The sequence below is a fragment of the Thalassovita mangrovi genome (assembly GCF_009857745.1).
Taxonomy (GTDB): Bacteria; Pseudomonadota; Alphaproteobacteria; order Rhodobacterales; family Rhodobacteraceae; genus Thalassobius; species Thalassobius mangrovi.
This window is the reverse complement of record NZ_WWEN01000009.1, coordinates 82,927-107,750: the sequence shown is the minus strand read 5'-3', so window position 1 is coordinate 107,750 and position 24,824 is coordinate 82,927. Positions and strand designations below refer to the sequence as shown.

Here is a 24,824-nt window from a genome sequence, read left to right as displayed (position 1 = left end):
GCCCTAAGGGGGCTGCGCCGCCGATTCCCGCTGGGCGGCGCCCCGAATACGCCCCCTGCCCTCTCCCCTTCCCAGCGCTTGCGCGCGCCTTGGGGCATTTGTACAAAACCCCGGTACGTATTGCACAAATGGCGACAAACTTCTGTGCGCCATGAGGGGGGGAAATGGCGGAATTTCTATTGGTCCACGGGGCCGGGCACGGCGCCTGGTGCTGGCGCGACGTGGTCCCGGCGCTGGAACGGCTGGGACATCGGGCAAAGGCCATCGACCTGCCCGGGCATGGCGAAGATACCACGCCTTATCAAGAGGTTACGCTCGATCTCTATGCCGATGCCATCCTCGATGCGCTGGATCATCCGATGATCGTGGTGGGCCATTCGATGGGCGGCTACCCGATCACCCTCGCCGCCGAACGCAACCCGTTGAATTTCCAGCACTTAGTCTACCTCTGCGCCTATGTGCCCAAGCCCGGCCTGTCACTGGCGCAGATGCGGATGGAAGCCCCCTACCAGCCGCTTCTGCCCGCGATCCGGATGACCGAGGACCGCACCGGCTGGACCGCCGATCCCGACATGATCGGCGACGTGTTCTATCACGACTGCCCCGAGGGCACGGTCGACTTTGCCCGCGACAGGCTGTGCATTCAGGCCACCCAGCCGACCTCCGTTCCGGTCGAGACAGGCAAAAATTACGCAAGCGTGCCAAGAAGTTACATCCGCTGCGCCGACGACCGGGCGATCCCGCCGGAATACCAGGTGACGATGACCGAGGACTGGCCAAGCGATCATGTCTTCACTATGGACTGCGCCCATTCGCCCTTCTTCGCCGACCCCGACGGGTTGGCGCGCATCCTCGACCAGATCGCAAAAGGATAAGCCATGGCCGCGTCGGTTTTCACCTCGGAGCTTTATCACCGCCTGTTCCCCTCGGGCGACGCCGGGCGGCTGTTCACCGACAGCGCCGAGGTACGTGCGATGCTGCTGGTCGAAGGCGCATTGGCCAAGGTGCAGGGCCAGATGGGCGTGATCCCCGACCTGTCGGCCCAGTTCATCCACCGCTCGTCGATGGAGCTGCAGATCGATCCCGGCGGGCTGGCCGAAGCGACCGGGCAGAACGGCGTCAGCGTGCCCGGTCTGGTGGCGGCGTTCCGCAAGCTGATGGAGGCGCCGGAACATGCGCAATACGTGCATTGGGGCGCGACGTCGCAGGATATCATCGACACCGCGCTGGTGCTGCGGCTGCGACAATACCTGACCCATGTGGAAACCGGGCTGAAACAGACACTTGGCGACCTTGCGCGGCTGGCCGAGGCCCATGCGGACCTGCCGATGGCCGGGCGTACCTGGGGGCTGCATGCCACCCCGATCACCTTCGGCGCCACCGCGGCCCGCTGGGGCGCGCCGCTGCTCGACCTGCTGAACGACTTGCCCCGCCTGCGCGAACAGGTGCTGTGGGTATCGCTGTCGGGGGCCGCCGGAACCGGGTCGGAACTGGGTCCCGAGGCGGCAGAGATGCGCGCGGCGCTGGCCAAGGCGCTGAACCTGAACGACCCGGGGCGCAGCTGGCACGCCGACCGCGGGCCGATTCTGGCGCTGTCCGGCTGGCTGACCCGGCTGGCGGCGGCGCTTGGTAAGCTGGGCGAGGATCTGCTTCTGCTGACCCAGACCGGCATCGCTGAGGTGACGCTGGGCGGCGGCGGCAGTTCCTCCACCATGCCGCAGAAACAGAACCCGGTCGCGCCCTCGGCCCTGGTCGCGCTGTCGCGGCAGGTCGTGGGACTGAACGCGATCCTGCAGGGCGCGGGGCTGCACCGGCAGGACCGCGACGGCGCCGCGTGGTTCACCGAATGGATGACCCTGCCGCAGCTTTGCCTTGCCACCGCTTCGGCCTTGGAACATGGCAAGGCGCTGGCCGCCAGCCTGTCGCCCGAAGCCGAGGCGATGGCGGCGGCGCTGCGCGACGGTCAGGGGCTGATCCATGCCGAGGCGCTGTCGTTCCGGCTGGCCGCCCACATGCCCCGCCCCGAGGCGCAGGCGGCGGTGAAGGCGCTGTGCAAGCAGGCCGCGCAAAGCGGCGCGGAACTGTCCGATCTGGCCCGCGCGGCCTATCCCGACCTGCCGCTGGACGGGGTGTTCGATCCGGCGCAGCAGACCGGCCACGCGCCGATTGAAGCCCGCGCCTTCGCGCAGGCGGTCAAGGCGATCTGACCTCGGGTCGGGGCTTTTCAGCCCGGCCCCTTGGGCCTATCGTCCAGCCACGGCCCAAGGCCGCGATTTCAGACAGGCCTTTTCAGATGACCAACAGATTCGCGATCCTTTTCATCCTGATGACCGTGGTCATCGACGCGATGGGGATCGGGTTGATCATGCCCGTCATGCCCGGGTTGATCCGCGAAGTCGGCGGCGGCGGGTTGGCCGATGCGGCGATCTGGGGCGGCATCCTGTCGACCTCCTTCGCGGTGATGCAATTCCTGTTCGGGCCGCTGCTGGGGCGGCTGTCGGATGCCTTCGGGCGGCGGCCGGTGCTGCTGGTGTCGCTGGTGGTGATGGCGGCGGATTACCTGGTGATGGCGCTGGCCGGGACGATCTGGCTGCTGCTGGCGGGGCGCATCGTCGGCGGCATCACGGCGGCCACCCATTCCACCGCCAACGCCTTCATGGCCGACATTTCCGCGCCCGAAAACAAGGCGCGCAACTTCGGCCTGATCGGCGCGGCCTTCGGGGCGGGTTTCGTTCTGGGCCCGGTGCTGGGCGGGCTGCTGGCGGAATACGGCACGCGGGCGCCGTTTTACCTTGCCGCCGCGCTGGCGCTTGGCAACGCGATCTTCGGCGCGCTGATCCTGCCCGAAACGGTGACCGACAGAACCCGCCGGACCTTTTACTGGCGCGGCGCCAACCCGTTTTCCGCCTTCAAAGGGCTGGCCCACCTGCCCGCGATCCGGCCGTTGTCGCTGGTGTTCTTCTTCTACCAGATGGCCAACGTGGTCTACCCGGCGATCTGGGCCTATTTCTGCACCGAACGCTTCGGCTGGTCGCCTGGCATGATCGGGGTGTCGCTGGCGCTTTACGGGCTCTTCATGGCGGCGGCACAGGGGATGCTGGTCGCCCCCGCGATCCGGCGTTTCGGGGAAACCCGCACCGTGCTTATCGGGCTGAGCATCGAATGCGCTACCCTGCTGATCCTGGTATTCCTCTCCTCCGGCACCGTAACGCTGGCCTTGATCCCGGTGATCTGCCTCGGCGCGGTGGGGCTGCCGGCGCTGCAGGGCATCCTGTCACGCGCCACCCCCGATGACAGCCAGGGCGAATTGCAGGGCGTGCTGTCCAGCGTCACCTCGGTCGCGATGATCGCGGGGCCGATCGTGATGACGCAGATCTTCGCGATGTTCACCCGCGATGGCGCGGCACTTTACCTGCCCGGCGCGCCCTTCCTTCTGGCCGCCGTGATGATGGCGCTGGCGCTGATGATTTTCGCCCGCGTCGCCCGTCCGGAAAATTGACGTAGCGTCGCCCGTATTTCGCATGGTAAAACCAAATTTCGCACTTGCGGTAAAATCCGCCACTGGTGCAGGTTTCGGGCGAACTGAAGAGGGGGGAATCTCATGTCGAAAGTCAAAGCAGCCGTCTGCCACGAATACGGTGCGCCGCTGGTGATCGAGGAGGTCGAACTGCGCGCGCCCGAAATGGGCGAGGTCGAGGTGATCGTCGACGCGGTCGCGATCTGCCATTCCGACATTTCTTACTGGGAAGGCGGCTTTGGCGGTTCCCTGCCCGCCGTCTACGGCCACGAAGCGGCCGGGCGCATCACCGCCATCGGCGCCGGGGTGCAGGGGTTTGCGATCGGCGACAGCGTCGCAGTGACGCTGATCCGCGCTTGCGGTCACTGCAACAGCTGCGGCAGCGGCAAGCCGACCATCTGCGAAACCCCCGTCGACCACTCCAAGGGGCCGATCACGACAACCGAGGGCGACGCGGTCTACCAGGCGATGGAAACCGGCGCCTTCGCCGAAAAGGTCGTCGTCGATCAAAGCCAGATCGTGAAAATCCCCGGCGACATGGCCAAGGACGTGGCCTCGCTGTTGTCCTGCGGGGTGATCACCGGGGTTGGCGCGGCGGTGAATGCTGCCGGCATCCGTCCGGGTCAGGACGTGGTGGTGATCGGCGCCGGCGGTGTCGGGCTGAACGCCATCCAGGGCGCGCGGATCGCCGGGGCGCGCCGCATCGTCGCGGTCGACATGAACCCCGACAAGCTGGACGTGGCGAAGGAATTCGGCGCCACCGACGGCGTGCTGGCAAGCGACCCCAAGCCATGGAACGCGGTCAAGAAACTGCTGGGCCGCGGCGCCGACGTGGTGCTGGTCACCGTGGGCGTGGCCCCGGTTTACGACGTCGCGCCGCGCTATATCGGCAATGGCGGCAAGGTGATCATGGTCGGCATGCCGCATTTCGACAAGTCGTCGACCTATTCGCCGCTGCTGGTCGCCGATATGGGCCAAAGCATGATCGGGTCGAAAATGGGTGACGTGGTGATCAAGCGCGATATCCCCTGGATGGTGGACCTGTATCAGCAGAACCGGCTGAAGCTGGACGAGCTGATTTCCGGCCGCTGGACGCTGGAGCAGATCAACGAAGCGATCGCCGACACCAAGACCGGCGCCGCCCGGCGCAACGTGATCATTTTCGATCACGGCTGATCCTGATTGAGACGGCCCTTGAAAGAGGGCCGTCATGCATCTGAAAGACCTCGACGCCATCCGGGAGGCCTGCCGCCCCAGGATATCGGGACCGGCCGACCATCGGCCCGCGCAACACCTGTTCCGGCGTCAAACTGCATCTGGAAATGCAGCCCCCCCTTGCGAATAGCCTGCAAGAGAACCAATTTGAAGGCGGAACCCAGACAACGCAGCGCCGATCTCGCTCTCTGCGAAAAGACGTGCTATGAAATCTGGAAAGACGAGGATTGTATCGAAACGTGAACCAGCAAACACCACCCGCCCCACCTTCGGAAATGGCCCGCAGCGCGGAAACCGCCGCGGCCTATCTCAAGACCCTGGCCCATGAAGGCCGACTGATGATCCTGTGCCACCTTGGCTCCGGCGAAAAATCCGTGGGCGAGCTGGAAAATCTGCTGGGCATCCGTCAGGCGGCGGTCAGCCAGATGCTGGCCCGGCTGCGCGAAGAAGGGCTGGTCACCACCCGCCGCGAAGGCAAGACGATCTATTACTCGCTGGCCGACAACAACACCTATGAGGTGATCAGCCTGCTATACCGGCTGTTCTGCGGTCCCGAGGACAATCCCGAAGGCAAGGTGACCTGCTGAGGCCCCTATCCGTGCAGCGGCGCTAGATCCTGTCCTGGTTCAGTTCGTCCGCGATCCGTCCCAGCACCCCGCGCACCCATTTATACATCGCCGAATGGTGGGTGCGCGACGTCCAATAGAGGTCGATGCTAAACGGCGCGGGAAACGGGCATTGCCCGATCGCCACCCGATCGCCATAGGCGCGCGCGATGCGCAGCGGCACCGTGGCGATCAGATCGGTGCCGGTCAGGATATCGGGCAGGTTGGCCGGGCTTGGCACCTCCATCACCGCGTTCAGCGCCAATCCCGCCGCGTCAAGCTCGACAAGGTAGCGCGACCGCCAGTTACCGCCGTAATTCACCACCACCTGCGGCACCGCCACGTAGCTTTCCGCATCCAGCACCCGATCCGCCAGCGGATTTTCCGGCGCCATCACGCAGACATAGTGATCGCCGATCAAACCGCGGCCGTAAAAACCGCCCTCGGTGATCTGCACCGGCCCGGCCAGCAGGTCGCTTTCGCCGCGCGCCAGCTGTTCCTTGCCCAGCACCGTCGATGAGATGATGTCGAGCTTCAGCCCCGGCGCCAGTTCGCGCAGCCGCCGCACCAGTGGCGGCACCAGCGTGACCCGTTCGTAGAAATTGCACGACAGGGTGATGGTCGCGCGGGCATTGGCCGGGTCAAAGTCGAGCGGTTCGCTCAGCGCCGCGAATTCATCGACCATCCGCCCTGCCACCGCGACGATTTCCTCGCAGCGGTCGGTGGCGACGATCCCGGCGCCCTGGCGCACGAAAAGCGGGTCCTTGAACACCTTGCGCAGCCGGTCGATCGCATAGCTGACGGTGGACTGGTTCACCCCCAATGCCTCGGCCGCGCGGGTGAAGGACCCGTGCGCATGCACCAGCCGCAACACTTTCAGCGCGGCGAAATCGACCGTCATCGGATCAAAGGACGACACGGGGCACCTCCATCGACTTTTTCGATCCGGTATATCAATTTCATCGGATTGTCGAATGAAAGCGCAAATCCTACTCTGGTCCCCGTTCACGTTCTGGGGAGGGAACGATGGCCGGCACCATAGACAATCTCGCGCCGCTCGATGAATCGATCACGATTCAGCAGCTCACGCTCGACCCGTATCCGATCTACAAGCGGCTGCGCGCCGAATCCCCCGTGCTGCGGGTGAAATCGGTGGGCCGGACCCTGCTGACCAAGGCGGAAGACACCAAATACGTCAAGGACACGCCCGAGCTGTTCAGCGCCAACGACCCCAACACGCCGATGGAACGCGCCTTCCGCGCCCACACCTTGATGCGCAAGGACGGCGAGGAACACGCGCGCGAACGCGGTGCGATGGCGCCGTCGTTTTCGGCCAAGAACATCACCCAGTGCTGGACCCCGATCTATACCGAGATCGCCGAGAACTACGTCGCCGCCCTGCCGCGCGGCGAAACCGTCGATCTGTTCCCAACGCTGGCCGGGCCGTTTGCCGCCCATACCCTGTCGCACCTGCTGGGCATACCCGAAGCCAGCCCCGACGACATGCAGCGCTGGAGCCAGATCCTAATCGACGGCGCCGGCAATTTCGGCTGGGCGGATGAATTGTTCGCGCAATGCGACGCGGCCAACGACGAAATGGACGCGCTGTTCGACAAGGCGGCGGACCGCCACCGGAAGGATCCGAACCAATCGGCGCTGTCGGTGATGGTGAATGCCGAGGACCCGATCCCCAAGTCGCAGATCTACGCCAATGTGAAAATCGCCATCGGCGGCGGCATCAACGAACCGCGCGACGCGCTGCTGACGATCATCTACGGGCTGCTGAGCAACCCCGACCAGTTCGATGCCTGCAAGGCCGACGGCATGTGGCTGCAGGCCTTCGAGGAAGGCGTCCGTTGGGTCGCGCCGATCCAGGCCTCGTCGCGGCTGGTGACCGAGGACACAGAAATCCGCGGGCATTTCATCCCCAAGGGCGACACGGTGATGACGATCCAGGCCTCGGCCAATCACGACGAAGACCTCTACGAGGACGGCCACCTGTTCAACATCTTCCGGCAAAAACAGCCGCACCAGGCCTTCGGCAACGGGCCGCATTTCTGCCAGGGCACCCATGTGGCGCGGCGGATGCTGGCCCATATCATGCTGCCGATGCTGTTCGACCGGTTCCCGAACATGACGCTGCCCGATCCGTCCAAGGTCGATTTCTATGGCTTCGGGTTCCGCGGGCCGCGGCATTTGCCGGTGACACTGAATTAACACTCACGGACCCGCCGCCCTGCGGGGAGGAGCGCAGGGCGGCGGATTTCAACAGGGGCCGGGACAGCTGGCCATTCATGGGAGGAAAAATGAAAAAACGTAATCTGCTGAAAACAGCAGCCGCGGCGGCGCTGGCCCTGAGCCTGACGCCGGTCGCGGCCTTCGCGCAGGATGTCACCCTGACCCTGCACCAGTTCCTGCCGCCGCCCGCGACGGTGCCCAAACACATCCTGAAACCCTGGGCCCAGCGGGTCGAGGAACGCACCGGCGGCAAGCTGAAGATTGAACATTTCGACGCGATGTCGCTGGGCGGGCGCCCGTCGGACCTGATGGACCAGGCAATCGACGGCGTGGCCGACATCATCATGGTGGTGGTGGGCTACACCCCCGGCCGCTTCCCGCGCACCGAGGTGTTCGAACTGCCCTTCATGATGACCGACCCGATCGCCACCGCGAAGGCGTTCCAGGAAATGGTCGAAACCGACCTGCAGGACAGTGAATACAGCGCGGTCAAGGTGCTGGGCGCCTGGGTCCATGGCCCCGGCCTGATCCACACCAAAGAACCCGTCACCAAGCTGGAAGACCTCGAAGGCAAGAAGCTGCGCGGCCCGACCCGGGTGATCAGCGACCTGCTGGGCGAACTGGGCGCGACCCCGGTCGGCATGCCGCTGCCGGCGGTGCCTGAAGCTTTGTCCAAGGGCGTGATCGACGGCACCGTGATCCCGTGGGAAGTGACGCCCGCGATCAAGCTGTCGGAACTGGTCCACAACCACGCCGAATTCTCCGGCGACGAGGCGCTTTATACCGCGACCATCGTGATGGTGATGAACCGCGACAAATACGACAGCCTGCCCGAGGACATGCGCGCCGCCATCGACGCGGAATCGGGGCAGAACCTGGCCGAATTCGCAGCCAAGGTCATGTATGACTATGACAAGCCGGGCCGCGACATCGCCGTGGCGGCGGGCAACACCATCGTCACCCTGGACGAGGCCGAAGTCGCCCGCTTCAAGAAAAAGGCCGAACCGGTGATCGCCCGCTGGGTCGCCGATATGGAAAGCAAGGGCATCGACGGCAACGCCCTGATCGAACAGGCCAAGGCACTGATCAAGAAACACGGCGGCTGACGCCCGCGACCACTCACACGAACAGCGACAGCCGCCCCCCGGGGCGGCTGTTTTCGTTACCGCTGCGGGAAAGCACCAAGATTTTCCGACAGGCGCGGTTGCCAATCGGATTTTCCTGCGCCACGTTTGCCGCCGAACCACCACAACCGAAGCGACCTGCCGCAGATGGATTTCCTCAGCCCCGAAGAATGGACCGCCGTCGCGCTGTCGCTGCGGGTGTCGTTCTGGGCCACGCTGGTGTCGCTGCCCTTCGCGATCTTCGTCGCCGCCCTGCTGGCGCGGCGCGACTTCTGGGGCAAGCAGCTGCTGAACGGGATCGTGCACCTGCCGCTGATCCTGCCGCCCGTTGTCACCGGTTACCTGCTGCTGATGACCTTCGGCCGGCGCGCGCCGGTGGGGGCGTGGCTTTACGACACATTGGGGATCGTCTTTGCCTTCCGCTGGACCGGGGCGGCGCTGGCCGCCGGGATCATGGGGTTTCCGCTGATGGTGCGGGCGATCCGGCTGGCGCTGGAAGCGGTCGACCCCAAGCTGGAACAGGCCGCCGGGACGCTGGGAGCGTCGCGCCCTTGGGTCTTCGTCACCGTCACGCTGCCGCTGATCCTGCCCGGCATCATCGCCGGGGCGATCCTGGGCTTTGCCAAGGCGATGGGCGAATTCGGCGCCACCATCACCTTCGTGTCCAACATTCCCGGCCAGACCCAGACCCTTCCTTCCGCCATCTACACCTTCCTGCAGGTGCCGGGCGGCGAAGCCTCCGCCCTGCGCTTGGTGGCGGTGTCGGTGAGTATCGCGATGGGCGCGCTGATCCTGTCCGAGGTGCTGGCGCGCCGCGCCCAGAAACGGGTGTCCGGCGCATGACCCTGTCGGTTTCGGTCCAACACCATTTCGGGGGCTTCACGCTCGACGCCTCGTTCGAGGCCCCGGCCGGGGTTACTGCCCTCTTCGGCAGTTCCGGGTCGGGCAAGACCACACTGGTCAATGCCGTGTCCGGCCTGCTGCGCCCCGATCAGGCCCGTGTCGAGGTCGGCGGCAGGCTGCTGTGCGACACCGAAAAGGGCCTGTGCCTGCCACCGCACAAGCGCCGCGTCGGATATGTGTTTCAGGAGGCCCGCCTGTTCCCGCACCTGACGGTGCGGCAGAACCTGCACTACGGCCGCTGGTTTTCCAAGACCCGCGGCAGCGATGCCGAGGAATCCCGCCTGGTCGAGATGCTGGGCATCGGTGCCCTGCTGGACCGCCGCCCCGGCGCCCTGTCGGGCGGCGAAAAGCAGCGGGTGGCGATCGGCCGGGCGCTGCTGTCGCAGCCGCTGATGCTGCTGATGGACGAACCGCTGGCGGCGCTGGACGAGGCGCGCAAGGCGGAAATCCTGCCCTATCTGGAACGGCTGCGCGACGACACCGACATCCCGATCCTCTATGTCAGCCATTCGGTGGCCGAAGTGGCGCGGCTGGCAACCACGGTGGTTCTGCTGGACAAGGGCAAGGTGCTGAAAACCGGCCCCACCGAAGAGGTGATGTCGGACCCCGCGCTGGCCCCGGCCATCGGGCTGCGCGAAGCGGGGTCGGTGCTCAGCGCCACGGTGGTGACGCATCACGACGACGGGCTGACAGAATTGGCCGCTGCCGGGGCGAAGTTGTTCCTGCCCCGCATCGGCGGCAATCCCGGCGATCACGTACGGGTGCGTATCCACGCCAATGACGTGATGCTGTCGCTCGACCCGCCGGGGCGGGTGTCGGCGCTGAACACGCTGCCCGGAACCGTCACCTCGATCCGCACCGGCGGCGGGCCGGGCGCGATGGTGCAGATGCAGGCGGGCGATGATCAGATCCTCGCCCGGGTCACCAAGCGGTCTGCCGCTGCGCTGGACCTGAAACCGGGCACCGAATGCTATGCCATCGTCAAATCCGTGTCGGTCGCCCGCGCCGATATCGGCGCCGGGGATCAGTCGATGGCGAAAAGCGACACCACCACCTGACCGTCCTTGCGCGCGCCGGTGCCGACGAACAGGGTCCGGTTCACCCAGTCATAGCGCGGATCGCCGCTTTCCAGCCGCGCATGGGTCCGCATGTAATAGCGCGCCGGATCGACCTCTTCGCCCCGCGCGATGGCGGCGATCACCTCGTCCGGCCCGTGGCGGTATCCGTAGTTGCGGATCTCGACCACCGCGCCGTCATCGGTCTCGATCGCATAGCGGGTGTCGAGTTCCGCCACGCCACCAGCCCAGATCGTTTGCCAATCGGCCCCGAGGTTCAGGATACGCCCGTTCAGTTCCGGCCCTTCGACCCGGCCGCCGATGATCGGGATGATCCGCCTCTGCCCGGCGCGCCCTGCCCCCATTTCACGGATCGGATCAAGCGTCACGAACAGGTCGCAGACATGTCGCAGCGACGGCTGCCCCAGCATCGGTTCAACGGTCATTTCAAACTCCTCCCGGCTTAAATTCTTGCTCGCCCTCACAGAGATAGTTATAGTATATATCAATTATGGGATATGGCGAGTCTTCTTGCGCCATTCCCCTATGGGAGGAGACATTCATGACGCGAGCGCAGTTCTGGGCGCCGGAATTCCGCGTGGAAAAACGCGATGACGGGACCATTCTGATGGAACATCCCGGTCAGGCCGAACGGCTGGCCGATACCATCCCGGCACGGCTGAAATACTGGGCCGACACCACGCCCGAGGCGACCTATCTGGCGCAGCGCGCCGACGGCGGCGACTGGCGGCGGCTGAGCTACGGGCAGGTGCATGAGCGGGTGCGCAGCCTTGGCGCGGCGCTGCTTGACCTGGGGCTGTCGCAGGACCGTCCGGTGCTGATCCTGTCGGAAAATTCGCTCGACCACGCGATCCTGGCACTGGCGGCGCAATATGTCGGCGTGCCGAGCGCCGCGGTGTCCACCGCGTTTTCGCTGGTTTCGGAAACCCATGACAAGCTGATCGGCGTGGCCGAACTGTTGCGACCCGGGCTGATCTTCGCCTCGGACGGCGCGCGATACGCCAAGGCGATCGACGCCATCCGCACACCCGACACGAAAGTAGCCGCCAGCGCCCCCACCGGCGACATGATGGACATCGCGGGCCTCACGGGCGATCCGGCCAAGGCCGACGCGGCCTTCGATGCTCTGACCGGCGACATGGTGGCAAAATACCTGTTCACCTCCGGATCGACCGGCAGCCCCAAGGCCGTGATCAACACCCATGACATGCTTGCCCGCAATCAGGACATGGTCGCCGATTGCTTCCGCTTCCTGCGCGACCATCCGCCGGTCGTCGTCGACTGGGCCCCGTGGAGCCATACCGCCAGCGGCAACAAGGTGTTCAACATGGTGCTGTGCAACGGCGGCAGCTATTACATCGACGAAGGCAAACCCACCCCGCATCTGATCGGGGAAACCCTGCGCAACCTGCATGAAATTTCGCCGACCTGGTATTTCAACGTGCCCGCCGGGTACGAAATGCTGCTCGACGAATTCCGCAAGGACCGGGCATTGGCCGAGAAGTTCTTCGCCCAGCTCGACATGATGATGTATGCGGGCGCCGGCATGGCGCAGCATATCTGGGACGGGTTGCTGCAGATGGCGCGGGACGTGGCCGGGCATGACGTGCTGCTGACCACGGCGCTTGGCGCGACCGAAACCGGGCCGTTCGCGCTGATGTGCACCGAACAGCAGGACGCGCCGGGCAACGTGGGCGTTCCTGCGCGCGGCATCACCCTGAAACTGGTGCCGAACGAGGACAAGCTCGAAGCGCGGCTGAAAAGCCCCTCGATCACCCAGGGCTATTACCAGGACGCCAAGACCACCGCCGAGCATTTCGACGAAGAAGGGTTCTACCTGCTGGGCGACGCTTTGCGCCCCGCCGATCCCGACGACCTGACCAAGGGGTTCTTCTTCGACGGGCGGATCGCGGAAAACTTCAAGCTCGCCACCGGCACGTGGGTCGCGGTGGGGGCGTTGCGCGCCAGGCTGGTCGATCATTTCGAAGGGCTGATCCGCGACGCGGTGATCGTCGGCGAAAACCGCGAGGAACTGGGCGCGCTGGTATTTCCCGCCGAGGGCGTGACTGACGCCGACCTGCCCGCTTTGCAAAACAAGCTCGACAGCTTCGCCGCCGCCGCGACCGGCAGTTCCAACCGGGTGCGCCGCATGGTGGTGCTGACCGCGCCGCCCGACCTGGACAAGGGCGAAGCCACCGACAAGGGATCGATCAACCAGCGCGCGGTGATCCGCGAACGGCCCGCAGCGGTGGAACAGCTTTACCAGGCCCCGCGCGGCGTCAGCTTCCTCTGATCCCGCGCGAAGTGACGTTGCGCCATTTCGCCGGGCCCGGGCAAAACCGGGGGCCCGGCGAATTGACACCCCCTGCCCCCCGCGCCACGCTCGGCCCCGGGAGGAATGCAGATGACCAGTCCTTGGACGACGGGCCAGATGGCCATTGGGCGCGACCGGTTTTTCTATTCCGGTCTGCTGGGCAATTCGGGCAAGCCCCGCTGCCTGGGCGGCATCACCATCTATGTCGCCCCCGAGGGCGGTTTCGACATCGGCTTCGGAAAATCCGGCCCGTTCGAAAACCGCCAGATCGCGGCGTTGCGCCCCTATGAAACCCACCGATTGGTGTCGCCCTGCGGCAGGATCCTCAACCTCGGGTTCGAACCCGAAAGCCTGTCCGACCGGGCGCAGGCCAGTCTGATTGCACGCGCCAACGACCCGGAACAGGGGGCGGATCTGGCCCGGCGCATCCGGGCGGCGGAACCGCATCTGGCGGCAAGCGTCGGCGCCGAAGGCTTCACCGACCGTGCTTTTGATCAGTTGTTCCTGGGCGACGCGCTGACGCCGCGCCGGATGGATGCCCGGATCGCGGCGGTGATGCGCACGATCTGCGCCGAGATCGAGGACAACGCGCTGAGCGCCGACGACCTGGCGGCGCAGGCGGGGCTGTCGACCTCGCGTTTCCTGCACCTGTTCAAGGAAAACACCGGCATCGCCTTCCGCTCGCTGCGGATGTGGAAGCGGGCGCGGCGGTTCCTGGATCACGCCAATGGCAGCGACAGCCTGACCGAGGTGGCGCTGGAACTGGGATATCCCGACAGCAGCCATTTCAGTCATTCGATCCGCCGCACCTACGGGCTGAAGCCACGTTCGATCCGCAACGGGTCGCGCAACCTGAAGGTCTTTGCCGGGGCGGGCTATACGCTGGGACCGGACCGGGTAATGCCCTAGGGCGCGAAACCGGTCCGTTCTGTCCGCCCCTTCAGCCCTTCATCATCCGCTGCAGCTTCGCCATGCCGCCGATCCAGCGGTCGTAATCGGCCAGCTTGTTGGCCATGTAGTCGCGCACCTGTTCATGCGGCAGGATCAGGAAGCGGTCTTCCTCCAGCCCTTTCAGCGCCGCCGCGGCCACCGCTTCGGGGCTCAGCACGCCGTCCAGCGATTGCGGCCCCTCGCTCATGCCCTTGAGCATGTCGGTATCGACGCCCTGCGGGCACAGGATCGACACTTTGATACCGTCGTCGCGATGGGTGATGGCAAGGTTTTCGGCAAAGCCCACGGCGGCGTGCTTGGTGGTGGAATAGACCGCGCTGCCGACCTGGCTCAGCAATCCGGCCGCCGACACGGTGTTCAGGAACGTGCCGCCGCCACGCGCCTTCATCAGCGGCACCAGCACCCGGGCGGCGCGGATATGGGCCATGACATTGACCTCCCACGCCTTTTGCCAAACCGCATCGGATGCCCCACCGGCATTGGCAAACTCCGCGTCGAAACCGGTGGCGATCCCGGCATTGGAACAGAACAGGTCGATCGGCCCGTCGGTGGCTTCGACATCCGCGATCAGCCGCGCCAGAGCGTCGCCATCGCTGACGTCGAGCTGCAATCCGCGCCCGCCGATCTGCTCCGCAACGGCCTTGGCGCCATCGCCATCAAGATCGGTCACCACAACCCGCGCCCCGGCACCTGCCAAAGCCTCGCACAGCGCCCGGCCGATGCCGTTCGCCCCGCCGGTCACCACCGCCAATGATCCGTTGATCTGCATTGTCCCGCCTCCCTTTCGCAACAACTGGCGGGACTGTCGCCCGTGGACCGGCCCCGCGACAAGCGGCCAGTCAACTGACGGTACGTCATTTCGCCATAGCTTCTGCGCACAAGCCCGGTTAGAGCTGCCCCCTATCCTGCGCCCGATAGTGTTGCCGCGTTCAAACCGGAGGTCCCCTTGACCCTGCATTTCCCCATGACCGACACCCCCACCCCCGGTGAAACGCTCGAGGTCGCGCCTGGCATCCTGTGGGCGCGGCTGGCGCTGCCGTTCCGGCTGAACCACGTGAACGTCTATTTCATCGCGGATGACGACGGCTGGGCCATTGTCGACACCGGCATTTCCAATCCCGAAACCCGCGCCGCCTGGCAGGCGCTGCTGGACGGGCCGCTGGCGGGGGAACGCTTCACCCGGCTGATCGTCACCCACCACCATCCCGACCATATCGGCAATGCCGGGTGGCTGTGCGAAAAGCTCGGGATCGAATTGCAGACCAGCGCCGGGTCCTACCTGTCCTTCATGACCCTCGCCCTGGCCCCGGCGGCGCGCGAATCCGATCCCTATACCCGTTTCTATGCCCGCCACGGCATGCCGCCCGAGGGCGCCAAGCTGGTCAGCACACTGGGCCATGGATACCTGCGGATGATTTCAACCCCGCCAGCCAGCTATCGCCGGCTGCGGCAGGGGATGGAGCTGCGGATCGGCGGGCGCGATTTCCGGGTTCTGACCGGCGACGGGCACAGCCTCGAACAGGTGATGCTCTATGCGCCCTCGGACAACCTGTTCCTGGCCGCCGATCAGGTGATCGAACGGATCAGCCCCAATGTTTCCGTCTTCGCCAGCGAACCGAATGCCGATCCGCTGGGCGATTACCTGGCCTCGCTGGATCAGATCTGCGCCACGGTGCCCGAAGACGCGCTGGTCCTGTCCGGCCATCACCGCCCGTTCCGCGGGCTGCACCGGCGACGTACTGAGCTGGCCCAGCACCATGTCGAACGCTGCGACGTGGTCGCCGATGCCTGCGCGATTGAGCCGAAAAGCGTCAACGATCTGGTGTCGGTGCTGTTTTCCGTAAAACTCGATGCGCATGAAACCAGCTTCGCCTTCAGCGAGGCATTGGCGCATGTGAATTACATGGTCGAACAGGGACGGCTGAACTGGATCGAAGAAGGAGACCGCCTGAAGCTGGCCCGCGCCTGAGCCAGCCTGTGCTTGCAATGGGCCGGGGCCGATGCGACAAAAGCCCGGAACACAGGCGGGAATGCGCATGACCAAGACGATCTATATCCTCAACGGCCCCAACCTGAACCTGCTTGGCAAGCGGGAACCCGAGATTTACGGCGACATCACGCTGGAAAATGTCGCCGCCGATTGCAAGAAGCTGGGCGTCGAGCTGGGATTGCATGTCGATCTGATGCAGTCGAACCACGAGGGCCAGCTGATCGACTGGATCCACGAGGCGCGGGAGTCCGCGGCGGGGATCATCATCAACCCGGCGGCCTTCACCCATACCTCGGTGGCGATCCTCGACGCGCTCAACACCTTCGAAGGGCCGGTGCTGGAGGTGCATATCACCAACGTGCACAAGCGCGAAAGCTTCCGCCACCATTCCTATGTTTCGCTGCGCGCCGAAGGCGTGATGGCCGGGTTTGGCGTCGAAGGCTACCAGCTGGCGCTGCGCCGGATGGCAACGCTGGTCGCGGACTGAGCCGGGTCAAATCCATATAGGCAAAGCGTAGCGCAGGGCCAGCGCCGGACCGTGGGCTGGCGCCGCGACGGTTGAGAATGGCAGTTTATCCCGGCCAAGTCCGAACACCCTCAAGACGATGCGGCGGCCTCACCAAAGCGCCAGACCGCCGGGACGGTCCGGCGCTGGCCCGGCGGCCTTCGGCCTTGTTCCGGGCCGGGACTACTAAATAGGCGGCTGGGCGTCGCCTTCTTACAGCTCTCACCCATAGAAAAAGCGCCCACCAACCGGCGGGCGCTTTCCAATTCTCAGCAAAGTCCGTCCTCAGAACGGCAGGCCGACGTAGTTTTCCGCCATCACCCGCTGGGCCGACTCGTTGCTTTCGAGGAATTCCAGCTCGGCGCGCTGCATCTTGCGGTCGAATTCGCCCTGTTCGGGATAGAGGTGCAGCAGGTTCGACATCCACCAGCTGAACCGCTCGGCCTTCCAGATTCGCGCCAGCGCCTTTTCGGAATAGCGATCCAGCCCTTCCTCTTCGCCGTCGACATAGAACTGCACCATGGCGTGGTAGAGGTAATAGATGTCCGAAGCGGCGGTGTTCAGCCCCTTGGCGCCGGTCGGCGGCACGATATGGGCCGCGTCGCCGCACAGGAACAGCTTGCCCCACCGCATCGGTTCGGTCACGAAGGAGCGCAGCGGCGCGATGGATTTTTCGATCGACGGGCCGGTGATCAGCTTCTCGGCCGCCTGTTCCGGGATACGGCGCTTCAGCTCTTCCCAGAAGGCGTCGTCGCTCCAATCCTCGGGGTTATGATCCAGCGGGCACTGGAGGTAATAGCGGCTGAGGTTTTCGTTGCGCATCGAGCACAGCGCGAAGCCGCGTTCGGAATTGGCGTAGATCAGTTCCTCGTGCACCGGCGGGGTTTCCGACAGGATGCCGAGCCAGCCGAACGGATAGATCTTTTCGTATTCCTTGCGGACGGTTTCCGGGATCGTCTTGCGCGACACGCCGTGGAAGCCATCGCAGCCCACCACGTAATCGCAATCGATCCGCTGACCCTGACCGCCGACGTTGTATTCGACATAAGGCGCGTCACCGTCGGCATCCTGGATGCGCACGTCCTCGACGTTATAGACGATCTTGCCATCGGCCGCCTCGCGCGCCTCGTAAAGGTCGCGGGTCAGTTCGGTCTGGCCGTAGACCAGCACCGAGGCATTGGCCCGCGCGGCGAAATCGACCCGGAACTGGTGATTGTCATAGGCGATGACGGTGCCGTCATGCAGGAACCCTTCGCGGTCCATCCGTTCGCCGACGCCCGCCTCGCGCATCAACTCGGCAAAGCCGTGTTCCAGCACGCCGGCGCGGATACGGCCCAGCACGTATTCCTTGGTCTTGCGTTCCAGAACGACGGATTCGATGCCCTTGCGGTGCAGAAGCTGCGACAGCAGCAGACCCGACGGACCCGCGCCAATGATACAAACCTGAGTACGCATTTCCATTCTCCCTTGCGTGATGGAGGGCAGGATTACCATCCGGGCGCGTATATTCGGAATGGCAGTTTCCCCCAAAGACTGGTACTTTTCGAACATCGAAAGGAACCCAGAGATGTCCCAAATCCCCGCATACGCGCTTTACGGCGAACAGCAGCTGTTGCCGGACCTGTTGCATTGCGAACGGATTCTGGACCGCGCCGGGCCGCGCGGATGGACCATTCCGGTGCACCGCCACCCGCATGTGCACCAGCTGTTCCTGATCCGGCGCGGCGCCACCGTCATGAGCGTCGACGGCGCCCGGCACGACCTGGACCCGCCGGTCGTCGTCAATATGCCGCGCTGGAGCGTGCACAGTTTCGAGTTCTCCAAGGGCACCGACGGATATGTGCTGACCCTGCCGGTCGCCGAACTGCCCGAGGTGTTCGATCAGCCCAACGACCTGGCCGAACGGCTGGACCATTGGGGCATGGTGCCCGCGGGGGCGGCGATCTGCGACCTGTTCGATTCCGTGCAATATGAACATGCCGCCGCCAATCCGGGCCGGTCGCTGATCCTCAGGGCGCTGGCGACGCAGATCATCGTGCAGGTGGCGCGGCTGCTGCCGCAGCCGCAGCGCGGCGACATCCCGGCGCGTTACGGCCAGATCATGGCCGGGTTCGAACAGCTGGTGCAGAAACATTTCCGCGACCGCTGGCGGGTGTCGGATTACGCCGATGCGCTGGCCGTCACCTCGACCCATCTCAGCCGAGTGGTGCGCGACATGAGCGGGGCGTCGGCGCTGGCCTATATAGAGGCGACGGTGTTCCGCGAAGCCTGCCGGCAACTGGCCTATACCCGCATCGACATCCGCCAGATCGGCTTCGATCTGGGCTTCGACGACCCGGCCTATTTTTCCCGCATGTTCCGTAAACGGATCGGGATGAGCCCTTCGGCCTATCGCAACAAGGTGAATGACGGCTTCGTCGCGACCTAATCGGAAATCGCCGCCGCCACTTCCTCGGACCGGATCATTTCGGTCGCATGGGTGCGGATTTCGTCCCACACCACCTGCATCGCCCCGGTCAGCCGCTGCTGCGACCGGTGCAGCACGAACCAGTAGCGCATGATCGGCAGGCCTTCGGCCTGGATGATCGCCAACCGGCCGGATCGCAATTCGTCGATCACCGTATGCGCCGACAGCAAAGCCACGCCCAGCCCGGCGATCACCGATTGCTTGATGGTTTCGTTGCTGCCCATTTCGGTGAAGTCATAGACCTTGCCCTGCCCCAGCCGGTCGAGATAGCGCATCGTCAGGATACGGGTGCCCGATCCTTCTTCGCGCATCAGGAAGTGCTGCGCCAGAATATCGGCCTTGCGCACCTTACCCGCCCCGACCAGCGGGTGATCGGGCTTGGCGATCAGCACATGCGGATGCGGGCCCAGGGACTGGGCGGTCACGTCGGGCTGGCGCGGCGGGCGGCCCATCACGGCGATGTCGATCTTTTCCGCCTCCAGCCCCTCGATGATCTCATTGCGGTTACCAACGATCAGGCGAATCTCGATTTCCGGGTGCAGATCCTTCAGCCGGGCGACGATTCCGGGGGCGAAATACTTGCCGGTACTGACCACACCCAGCATGACACGCCCTGCGGCGCCACGCCGCACGGCGTCGATATCCTCGGCTGCGCGGCTCAGCGCGCCCCAAGCCTTCTCAAACGCATCGATCAAAATTTGACCTTCCTGCGTGGCGTGAAATTGCCCCGAAACGTCCCGGTCGATCAGCGGCACGCCGACGTTTTCTTCCAGCAATTTCAATTGGCTGTGCACCGCGGGCGAGGACAGCGACAGCGTGTCCGCCGCCGCCGCGATGGTGCCATGCTCGGCCACGGCCGTTAGCGCTCGCAGTTGTTTGAAGGTCAGAGCCTTGAGGTTCTGCATTCCAAAATTCCTAAGACGAATTCAAAAAGATTAAATTTTCTTATCGCTCTTCCTCCCCCAAATCAATCTCATCCACAGCCGAAGGAGGGGAGGCCTTGGGGATGACCGATAAATCCTACATCGACGCAGAATCCATTCCGACCGCGTTGCGCCCGGTGATCGGCGCGCTGTGCCGCGTCGGATCGGAGCTCAGCCTGCAGATCGCCCGCGGCCCGCTGGCCGAACGCCTGGGCGCTGAAATGGGGTCGAACAGCGACGGCGACACCCAGAAGGCGCTCGACGTGATCGCGGACAAGGCCTTTGCCGAGGCGCTGACCGGCACCGGCGTGCGCTACTACGCATCCGAAGAACGCGAAACGGTGGAAGAGCTGGACCCGGCTGGCAGCCTGGCCCTGGCCATCGACCCGCTGGACGGGTCATCCAACATTGACGTGAACGTGTCGATCGGCACGATCTTTTCGGTCTTTGAGACCAAGGACGGGGCCGAGGAAAGCTTCCTGCGCGACACCAACGAACAGATCGCCGCGGGCTATCTGATCTACGGACCGCAGACCATGCTGATGGTCACCTTCGGCGACGGCGTGCTGCAATTCGTGCGCGACCCGCTGGACGGGGTGTTCAAGCTGAATGTCGATCGCCTGATGATCCCCGCCAATGCCGATGAATTCGCCATCAACGCGTCGAATTACCGGCACTGGTCGAAACCGATCCGCGCCTATATCGACGATTGCCTCGCCGGTATCGAAGGGCCGCGGGAAAAGAATTTCAACATGCGTTGGGTCGCCTCTCTGGTCGCGGAAACCCATCGCATTCTGACCCGGGGCGGTATCTTTCTGTATCCCTCCGACGACCGCCCCGGGTACGAACACGGCCGTCTGCGCATGGTCTATGAATGCGCCCCCATCGCGATGCTGGTGGAACAGGCGGGCGGCCAGGCGACATCGGGCTGCGACCGCTTGCTGGGCCAGCAGGCCGACACGCTGCATGCCCGCACGCCGCTGATCTTCGGATCGGGGGACAAGGTCAGCCGCGTCTGCGCCTATCACGATCTTCCGGAACAGGAAGTATCCGCCCTGTTCGGCAATCGCGGCCTGTTCCGCGCCTGAGGAGACCCAAAATGTCCAAGAAACACCCCATCATTTCGGTGACCGGGTCCTCCGGCGCCGGCACCACCACTGTCAAATCCACCTTCGATCAGATTTTTCGCCGCGAAGGCGTGAATGCGGTGTCGATCGAGGGCGACGCCTTCCACCGCTATGACCGCGCCGCGATGAAGGCGGAACTGGAACGCCGCTATTCCGACGGCGATCAGACCTTCAGCCATTTTTCCTTCGACGCCAACGAGCTGGAGAAGCTCGAAGACGTGTTCCGCACCTATGGCGAAACCGGCAAGGGCGAAACCCGTCACTATGTGCATGACGAGGACGAAGCCGAACTCTGGGGATCGGCCCCCGGCACCTTCACCGACTGGGCCCCGTTCGAGGACGATTCCGACCTGCTGTTTTACGAAGGGCTGCACGGCGCGGTGGTCAACGACACGGTGAACCTGGCGCAATATGCCGATCTGAAGATCGGCGTGGTGCCGGTGATCAATCTGGAATGGATCCAGAAGATCCACCGCGACAAGGCCAAGCGCGGCTACACCACCGAGGCCGTCACCGACACGATCCTGCGCCGGATGCACGCCTATGTGCATTGCATCTGCCCGCAATTCGTCGAAACCGACGTGAATTTCCAGCGCGTGCCGGTGGTCGACACCTCGAACCCGTTCTGCGCCCGCTGGATTCCCACCGCCGACGAAAGCCTGGTGGTGATCCGCTTCAAGAACCCGCGCGGCATCGATTTCCCCTATCTGACCTCGATGATCCAGGGCAGCTGGATGAGCCGCGCCAATTCCATCGTCATTCCCGGCGGCAAGATGGACCTCGCGATGCAGCTGATCTTCACCCCGATGATCGAACGGCTGGTCCGTGAATCGAAACGCGCCTGAGGAGGTCCCCCGATGAATCTGCAAAGCAAAGTTTCCGTATCCGAACAGGTCATGGCCAACGCCATCCGTGTGTTGGCGATGGATGCCGTGCAGGCCGCCAATTCCGGCCATCCCGGCGCGCCGATGGGGCTGGCCGATGTGGCGACCGTTCTGTTCAACCGTTTCATGCGGATCGACCCGGCCGATGACAAATGGCCCGACCGCGACCGTTTCGTGCTGAGCGCCGGGCACGGGTCGATGCTGCTGTATGCGATCAACCACCTGCTGGGCTATGACGACATGGACATGGACCAGCTGCGCAACTTCCGCCAGATGGGTTACCGCACCGCCGGCCACCCCGAATACGGCCATGCCAAGGGGATCGAAACCACCACCGGCCCGCTGGGTCAGGGCATCGCCACCGCGGTCGGCATGGCGCTGGCCGAACGGATGCAGAATGCCCGCTTCGGCGATGCGCTGGTCGATCACTACACTTACGTGATCGCCGGGGACGGCTGCCTGATGGAAGGCATCAGCCACGAAGCGATCGATTTCGCCGGCCACATGAAGCTGGGCCGGATGATCGTGTTCTGGGACGACAACAAGATCACCATCGACGGCTCGACCAAGCTGTCCACCTCGACGGATCAGCAGGCGCGGTTTGCCGCTGCGGGCTGGCATGTGCAATCGGTCGACGGCCATGACCACGACGCCATCGCCGCCGCCATCGACGCGGCCCGCGCCGACGACCGCCCCTCGATGATCGCCTGCCGCACGGTGATCGGCAAGGGCGCGCCCAACAAGGGCGGCAGCCACAAGGTGCACGGATCGCCCCTGGGCGAGGAGGAGGTTGCAGCCGCACGCGAGGCGCTGGACTGGCCCTACCCCGCCTTCGAGGTCCCCGAAGACATCAAGGCGGCCTGGGAACGGATCGCCGCCAATGGCGCGCGGCTGCGCAAGGGCTGGCAGGAGCGGCTCGACGCAGCACCTACCAAGGACGATTTCGCCAAATCCCTCGCCGCGCCGGACATGGCCGCGCTCGATGCCGCGATGAACGCCTACAAGGCACGCTTGTCGGCGGACCAGCCCAAGGTCGCCACCCGCAAGGCCAGCGAAATGGCGCTGGAGGTGGTCAATGCCACCCTGCCCAACACCGTCGGCGGCTCGGCCGACCTGACCGGATCGAACAACACGCTCACCAGCGACATGCGCCCGGTCAGCAGCGCCGATTACGGCGGCGACTACATTCACTACGGCATCCGCGAACATGGCATGGCGGCGGCAATGAACGGCATCGCGCTGCATGGCGGCTTCGTGCCCTATGGCGGCACCTTCCTGGTGTTTGCCGATTACTGCCGCCCGGCGATCCGCCTGTCGGCGCTGATGGAAGTGCCTGTCACCTACGTGATGACGCATGACTCGATTGGCCTCGGCGAAGACGGCCCGACCCACCAGCCGGTGGAAACCATCGCCAGCTTGCGCGCCATGCCCAACCTCTACGTGATCCGCCCCGCCGACGCGGTGGAAACCGCCGAAGCCTGGCAGATCGCTGCCGGGTCCGCCGGCACCCCCACCGTGCTGTGCCTGTCACGCCAGGGTCTGCCGACCCTGCGCACCGCCCATACGGATGCGAACCTGACCGCGCGCGGCGCCTATGTGCTGCGCGAGACGCCCAAGCGCGACGTCACCCTGATCGCAACGGGGTCCGAGGTGGAACTGGCGATGAAGGCCGCCGATATCCTGGCCGCGAAGAGCGTTCAGGCGGCGGTGGTGTCCGCCCCCAGCTTTGAGCTGTTCGCTGCGCAGGACGCTGCCTATCGTGCGCAAGTGCTGGGCGACGCCCCGCGCGTCGGGATCGAGGCTGCCGTGCGGATGAGCTGGGGCCAGATGCTGCGCCCCGAAGACGGGTTCGTCGGCATGGACAGCTTCGGCGCCTCCGCCCCGGCGCCCGCGCTTTATGAACATTTCGGCATCACGCCGCAGGCCGCCGCCGACACGGCGCTGGCCCTTCTGTGACTACAAGAGACGAGGACGACATGACTGTCAAAGTAGCCATCAACGGTTTCGGACGCATCGGGCGATGCACCTTTTCCCACATCGCCGAAAGCGGCCGCAACGATATCGAGGTCGTGGCGATCAACGCCACCGGCCCGATCGAGACCACCGCGCATCTGCTGCGATATGACTCGGTGCATGGCCGGTTCCCCGGCGATATCCGGGTCGAGGGCGATACGATCGATGTCGGCAACGGCCCGATCAAGGTCTATTCCACCTACGATCCCTCCGATCTGGACTGGTCCGGCGTCGACGTAGTGCTGGAATGCACCGGCAAGTTCAATTCCAAGGACCAATCCCAAGTCCACATGCAACAGGGCGCGAAATCGGTTCTGATTTCGGCCCCGGCAAAGGGTGTCGACCGGACCGTGGTGTTCGGGGTGAACCACCGCGACGTCCTGGCCAGCGACACGGTGATTTCCAACGGGTCCTGCACCACCAATTGCCTGGCCCCGATGGCCAAGGTGCTGAACGACGCCATCGGGATCGAAGCCGGCATCATGACCACGATCCATTCCTATACCGGCGATCAGCCGACGCTGGATCGCCGCCACAAGGACCTTTACCGCGCCCGCGCCGCCGCCATGTCGATGATCCCGACCTCGACCGGTGCGGCCAAGGCGATCGGCGAGGTGCTGCCGGAACTGAAGGGCAAGCTCGACGGCTCCGCGATCCGGGTGCCGACCCCGAATGTCAGCGCGGTCGACCTGACCTTCCGCCCCGGCAAATCGGTCACCGCCGAAGACATCAACGCGATCATGGCCGAAGCCGCGGAAAACGGAATGCGCGGTATCGTCAGCTATGAAACCGAACCGAAGGTTTCGATTGATTACAATCACGAAACCCATTCCTGCAATTTCGCCAGCGACCAGACAAAAGTCATCGGCGGCGGTTTGGTTCGGGTGCTGGCGTGGTATGATAACGAATGGGGCTTTTCCTGCCGTATGGCTGACAACGCCGCCCATCTGGGCCGGCTCCTGGCATAATCCC

The 24,824-nt window shown here is 64.8% G+C and carries 23 protein-coding genes; 18 read left to right on the top strand and 5 right to left on the bottom strand.

Features of this window, described 5'->3' with window-relative positions; genetic code table 11:
• The first annotated feature begins 164 nt into the window (after window positions 1-164).
• From GR167_RS17435 to GR167_RS17415, 5 genes are all read left to right on the top strand, one after another.
• Window positions 165-875: an alpha/beta fold hydrolase gene (locus GR167_RS17435; protein ID WP_160975013.1), complete on the top strand. Its 711-nt coding sequence runs from the start codon at window positions 165-167 to the stop codon at window positions 873-875.
• Between the two features lie 3 nt (window positions 876-878).
• Window positions 879-2,207 (top strand): class-II fumarase/aspartase family protein, encoded by a 1,329-nt coding sequence (locus GR167_RS17430; protein WP_160975012.1) that lies wholly within the window; start codon window positions 879-881, stop codon window positions 2,205-2,207.
• A gap of 38 nt (window positions 2,208-2,245) precedes the next feature.
• Window positions 2,246-3,499, top strand: a complete 1,254-nt coding sequence (locus GR167_RS17425) for a TCR/Tet family MFS transporter (RefSeq protein ID WP_370741341.1) — start codon at window positions 2,246-2,248, stop codon at window positions 3,497-3,499.
• A 102-nt stretch (window positions 3,500-3,601) separates the two neighbouring features.
• Complete coding sequence (locus GR167_RS17420) at window positions 3,602-4,693, top strand: Zn-dependent alcohol dehydrogenase (protein ID WP_160975010.1); 1,092 nt, start codon at window positions 3,602-3,604, stop codon at window positions 4,691-4,693.
• A 314-nt stretch (window positions 4,694-5,007) separates the two neighbouring features.
• Entirely contained in the window at window positions 5,008-5,319 is a 312-nt protein-coding gene (locus GR167_RS17415) for an ArsR/SmtB family transcription factor (protein ID WP_160975009.1), read from the top strand.
• Between the two features lie 22 nt (window positions 5,320-5,341).
• Here the strand turns inward: GR167_RS17415 and GR167_RS17410 are convergent, their stop codons facing one another.
• A complete protein-coding gene (locus GR167_RS17410; RefSeq protein WP_160975008.1) occupies window positions 5,342-6,256 on the bottom strand; it encodes a LysR family transcriptional regulator in 915 nt (304 codons plus the stop codon).
• A gap of 107 nt (window positions 6,257-6,363) precedes the next feature.
• Here GR167_RS17410 and GR167_RS17405 point away from each other — a divergent pair, with 107 nt between their 5' ends.
• The 4 genes from GR167_RS17405 to modC all read left to right on the top strand — a co-directional run bounded on the left by GR167_RS17405 (window position 6,364) and on the right by modC (window position 10,660).
• Window positions 6,364-7,554, top strand: a complete 1,191-nt coding sequence (locus GR167_RS17405; protein WP_160975007.1) for a cytochrome P450 — start codon at window positions 6,364-6,366, stop codon at window positions 7,552-7,554.
• Window positions 7,555-7,643: 89 nt separating this feature from the next.
• On the top strand, window positions 7,644-8,681 hold the full coding sequence (locus GR167_RS17400) for a TRAP transporter substrate-binding protein (protein ID WP_160975006.1): 1,038 nt from the start codon (window positions 7,644-7,646) through the stop codon (window positions 8,679-8,681).
• 165 nt (window positions 8,682-8,846) lie between these two features.
• The gene (modB, locus tag GR167_RS17395; RefSeq protein WP_160975005.1) at window positions 8,847-9,542 is read left to right on the top strand and encodes a molybdate ABC transporter permease subunit; all 696 of its coding nucleotides are present in this window, start codon (window positions 8,847-8,849) and stop codon (window positions 9,540-9,542) included.
• Window positions 9,539-10,660 (top strand): molybdenum ABC transporter ATP-binding protein, encoded by a 1,122-nt coding sequence (modC, locus tag GR167_RS17390; RefSeq protein ID WP_160975004.1) that lies wholly within the window; start codon window positions 9,539-9,541, stop codon window positions 10,658-10,660. The genes modB and modC overlap by 4 nt, the downstream gene beginning before the upstream one ends.
• Here the strand turns inward: modC and GR167_RS17385 are convergent.
• Entirely contained in the window at window positions 10,627-11,103 is a 477-nt protein-coding gene (locus GR167_RS17385) for a DUF3237 domain-containing protein (protein WP_160975003.1), read from the bottom strand. The genes modC and GR167_RS17385 overlap by 34 nt on opposite strands.
• 116 nt (window positions 11,104-11,219) lie before the next feature.
• Between GR167_RS17385 and GR167_RS17380 the strand changes: the two genes are divergently transcribed.
• Both GR167_RS17380 and GR167_RS17375 read left to right on the top strand, forming a co-directional pair.
• A complete protein-coding gene (locus GR167_RS17380) occupies window positions 11,220-12,971 on the top strand; it encodes a feruloyl-CoA synthase (RefSeq protein WP_160975002.1) in 1,752 nt (583 codons plus the stop codon).
• Window positions 12,972-13,082: 111 nt separating this feature from the next.
• Complete coding sequence (locus tag GR167_RS17375) at window positions 13,083-13,901, top strand: helix-turn-helix domain-containing protein (RefSeq protein WP_160975001.1); 819 nt, start codon at window positions 13,083-13,085, stop codon at window positions 13,899-13,901.
• Between the two features lie 31 nt (window positions 13,902-13,932).
• Here the strand turns inward: GR167_RS17375 and GR167_RS17370 are convergent, their stop codons facing one another.
• Window positions 13,933-14,712: an SDR family oxidoreductase gene (locus tag GR167_RS17370; protein WP_160975000.1), complete on the bottom strand. Its 780-nt coding sequence runs from the start codon at window positions 14,710-14,712 to the stop codon at window positions 13,933-13,935.
• A 195-nt stretch (window positions 14,713-14,907) separates the two neighbouring features.
• Here GR167_RS17370 and GR167_RS17365 point away from each other — a divergent pair, with 195 nt between their 5' ends.
• The gene (locus GR167_RS17365) at window positions 14,908-15,912 is read left to right on the top strand and encodes an MBL fold metallo-hydrolase (RefSeq protein ID WP_160974999.1); all 1,005 of its coding nucleotides are present in this window, start codon (window positions 14,908-14,910) and stop codon (window positions 15,910-15,912) included.
• A 67-nt stretch (window positions 15,913-15,979) separates the two neighbouring features.
• Window positions 15,980-16,420 carry a type II 3-dehydroquinate dehydratase gene (gene aroQ, locus GR167_RS17360; protein ID WP_160974998.1) on the top strand — a complete coding sequence of 147 codons (441 nt, stop codon included), beginning with the start codon at window positions 15,980-15,982 and terminating at the stop codon, window positions 16,418-16,420.
• A gap of 303 nt (window positions 16,421-16,723) precedes the next feature.
• Here the strand turns inward: aroQ and pobA are convergent, their stop codons facing one another.
• A complete protein-coding gene (gene pobA / locus GR167_RS17355; RefSeq protein WP_160974997.1) occupies window positions 16,724-17,893 on the bottom strand; it encodes a 4-hydroxybenzoate 3-monooxygenase in 1,170 nt (389 codons plus the stop codon).
• A gap of 112 nt (window positions 17,894-18,005) precedes the next feature.
• Here pobA and GR167_RS17350 point away from each other — a divergent pair, with 112 nt between their 5' ends.
• Entirely contained in the window at window positions 18,006-18,866 is an 861-nt protein-coding gene (locus GR167_RS17350) for a helix-turn-helix domain-containing protein (RefSeq protein ID WP_160974996.1), read from the top strand.
• Here the strand turns inward: GR167_RS17350 and GR167_RS17345 are convergent.
• Entirely contained in the window at window positions 18,863-19,810 is a 948-nt protein-coding gene (locus GR167_RS17345) for a LysR substrate-binding domain-containing protein (RefSeq protein WP_160974995.1), read from the bottom strand. The two genes, GR167_RS17350 and GR167_RS17345, sit on opposite strands and share 4 nt — an antisense overlap.
• Window positions 19,811-19,911: 101 nt before the next feature.
• Between GR167_RS17345 and GR167_RS17340 the strand changes: the two genes are divergently transcribed.
• The 4 genes from GR167_RS17340 to gap are packed head-to-tail and all read left to right on the top strand — an operon-like array spanning window position 19,912 to window position 24,820.
• Window positions 19,912-20,916 carry a class 1 fructose-bisphosphatase gene (locus GR167_RS17340; protein WP_160974994.1) on the top strand — a complete coding sequence of 335 codons (1,005 nt, stop codon included), beginning with the start codon at window positions 19,912-19,914 and terminating at the stop codon, window positions 20,914-20,916.
• 11 nt (window positions 20,917-20,927) lie between these two features.
• Entirely contained in the window at window positions 20,928-21,800 is an 873-nt protein-coding gene (locus GR167_RS17335) for a phosphoribulokinase (protein ID WP_160974993.1), read from the top strand.
• 12 nt (window positions 21,801-21,812) lie between these two features.
• On the top strand, window positions 21,813-23,795 hold the full coding sequence (tkt, locus tag GR167_RS17330) for a transketolase (protein WP_160974992.1): 1,983 nt from the start codon (window positions 21,813-21,815) through the stop codon (window positions 23,793-23,795).
• Between the two features lie 20 nt (window positions 23,796-23,815).
• Window positions 23,816-24,820 carry a type I glyceraldehyde-3-phosphate dehydrogenase gene (gap, locus tag GR167_RS17325; RefSeq protein ID WP_160974991.1) on the top strand — a complete coding sequence of 335 codons (1,005 nt, stop codon included), beginning with the start codon at window positions 23,816-23,818 and terminating at the stop codon, window positions 24,818-24,820.
• Window positions 24,821-24,824: the final 4 nt, after the last annotated feature.